The organism is Lysinibacillus sp. GW821-FHT14F06, assembly GCF_058803665.1.
In genome coordinates, this window is sequence record NZ_JBXAPF010000068.1 from 1 (window position 1) to 2,297 (window position 2,297).

At 35.2% G+C, this 2,297-nt stretch carries 6 protein-coding genes; all 6 read left to right on the top strand.

Annotated features, from left to right (window positions below):
- A partial coding sequence (locus AC1RNS_RS26365; protein WP_492996769.1) for a Holliday junction resolvase RecU occupies positions 1 to 456 on the top strand: 456 nt, incomplete at its 5' end.
- 12 nt (positions 457 to 468) lie between these two features.
- The gene (locus tag AC1RNS_RS26370; protein WP_492996770.1) at positions 469 to 720 is read left to right on the top strand and encodes a hypothetical protein; all 252 of its coding nucleotides are present in this window, start codon (positions 469 to 471) and stop codon (positions 718 to 720) included.
- A 12-nt stretch (positions 721 to 732) separates the two neighbouring features.
- Positions 733 to 1,152 carry a hypothetical protein gene (locus tag AC1RNS_RS26375; protein WP_492996771.1) on the top strand — a complete coding sequence of 140 codons (420 nt, stop codon included), beginning with the start codon at positions 733 to 735 and terminating at the stop codon, positions 1,150 to 1,152.
- Between the two features lie 44 nt (positions 1,153 to 1,196).
- Entirely contained in the window at positions 1,197 to 1,496 is a 300-nt protein-coding gene (locus tag AC1RNS_RS26380) for a pyrophosphohydrolase domain-containing protein (protein ID WP_306431970.1), read from the top strand.
- 30 nt (positions 1,497 to 1,526) lie between these two features.
- Positions 1,527 to 1,805 (top strand): hypothetical protein, encoded by a 279-nt coding sequence (locus tag AC1RNS_RS26385; protein WP_492996772.1) that lies wholly within the window; start codon positions 1,527 to 1,529, stop codon positions 1,803 to 1,805.
- Positions 1,806 to 1,838: 33 nt separating this feature from the next.
- A complete protein-coding gene (locus AC1RNS_RS26390) occupies positions 1,839 to 2,261 on the top strand; it encodes a hypothetical protein (RefSeq protein WP_492996773.1) in 423 nt (140 codons plus the stop codon).
- The last annotated feature ends 36 nt before the right edge of the window (positions 2,262 to 2,297 follow it).

Consider the following 2,297-nt stretch of genomic DNA (forward strand, 5'->3'; position numbering starts at 1 on the left):
AATGCATGGTTAGCAGATATAAGGAAAGTGCCGACGCCAGTAAAGATTTTAAAAACAGATGGAAACAAAGTAACAGGTCATTTTGATACACCGACATGGGTTGACTATAGCGGTATATATGAAGGTCGTTCTATCATCTTTGATGCAAAAGAATCAACATTAAAACGTTTCCCATTGAAAAATATCTCATTGCATCAATACCAACTATTGAAATCATGGCACAATCATGGGTCAGTTGCATTTTTACTAGTAGCATTTTGGTTGGAAGGTAAAAACGAGCCAGAAATTTATGTGTTGCGATTTGAGCAGTTAGAAGCGGCATATGAAAATCAAGATGCTGGAAGAGGTTCTAAATCTATATCGCTCGATTTCTTTAGACATAATTGTAAACGTGTGAAATCAGGTAACGGCTTTACGGTTGATTATTTAGCAGCACTTAATTTAAGCCAACGTTAAGGGGGAGGTTGTATGTCAATCCAACAAATAAGCATTTTTGATTGTGACATAAGTATTCAAAGTAATGATTGTATATTTCAACAATTAAAAAATTTGCAAGATGGACAAACAATGCAAGTTCAAGATGTGCAGATTAAGCGTGATGGGAAATTTTTTGTTGTCCAAAAAACAACAGAATTTGAAGAATTGTTCAGTGATATACATTATTGCTACAAATTTATAAATAGCAATCTATTAAATGACCAAGAAGCTGTCAGGGAGTGAAGGAGGTAGAGCATGTTAGAAGTCATCAAAAGGAAAATGGTCAAAACACGTAAAGAAAATGAATGCTTTGCTTGCTTGGAAGTAATCGAGAAAAGCATAGATGCTGTATATGTAACAGCAAAGCAGGATGAGCAGCACAAACATTTTCATTTGCATCCAGAGTGCAATATAAAAATTAATAAAAATCAGTTGGTTGTTTATCGTGGCTGTGTTAAAGATATGCCAACTACGAAAATGTGTGAAAATGTTTGTTGGACTTGCGGTCATTATGCTTTTGGTTGCTTTGTAACAGGTGAATACAACAATACAGTTCAAGTAGATCATACATGCGATAAGTGGTGTCCAGAAGGAACACAAGGCACTGTAACAGACTTTGGATATGATGATGGAAAAAATGAAGAGTGGTTAAAAGATGATATGTCTAATCTTTAATCGTAACAGATGAAACATAGAAAAGTTTAAGGAGAGGTTTTAACATGGATATGACAATCAATGGATTATGCAAAGAAGCACACAAAACAGCGATTCAAAAGGGTTGGTATGATGAACAACGTGAGACTGGCACAATTTTAGCGTTAGTACACAGTGAGGTCAGCGAAGCGCTAGAAGCGGACAGAAAAGGTGAATCACAGAAATTCCAAGAAGAATTAGCTGATGTATGTATCAGGGTGTTCGATTTAGCTGGTTCAAAAGGGATCGACTTAGAATCAATCATCATGGCGAAGATGGCGTATAACAAAACGCGACCATATAAACATGGGGGAAAATTATACTAGAAAGATTCTGTGAAGGAAGGGAAAACAGAAATGGCAGAAAAACAAGAAGCATGGGTGCTGCGTTTGAAAGATGAATTTAACGATAGTAAAGTACCACAATACTACGCAGAGGATGAAGATGTAGAGCTTACAGATGATTTGAACCAAGCAAATATCATTTACAACAAAGATGAGGCTCAAAATTGGATGAAAAAATGGGAAGAGGCTATTTTTTCTAAGTTCGGCAAAGATGCTATTTGCAATGCTGGATATACACATATGATGAAGCATTTTGATTTTGTGGAAGTGGAAATTGAGTATCAAGAATAAACAAAAGATTCTATTCATGAAAGGAGAATTTTTATGAAAATGTTTGTAGCTCATCCAGGACCATTAGGACCAGTTCAGGAGGAGGTATTAGTGCAAAATATAATTGTGCATGAAGGTATTTACTTAGCATTACATCGTCCAGCTAAAGTTAGTGCTGATGGTCATTATTCAATGTGGATCGTGTCAGATTACCTTACTGGATTTGCAATCACTAAATCAATCAGTTCAAAATATGCAGTCGAGAAGGCTAAAAAGTTTATATCCAAAAATAAATACAGGATGGTAGATGCACATACTCGTAATTTAAAAAGATTAACATCTACTCCTAATGCATCTGTGGACTTCGCATTGTTTGAACGTATAAGACGTAAAGGTGAAAAACGAGGTATTAAGACTTTGGAAGTAATTAGGTATATGAACAATATTGTTCAGCAAAATAAACAAAATGCGGAATAAAAAAGGGAGTGTATGAAATGAAAAAATATACGTGTA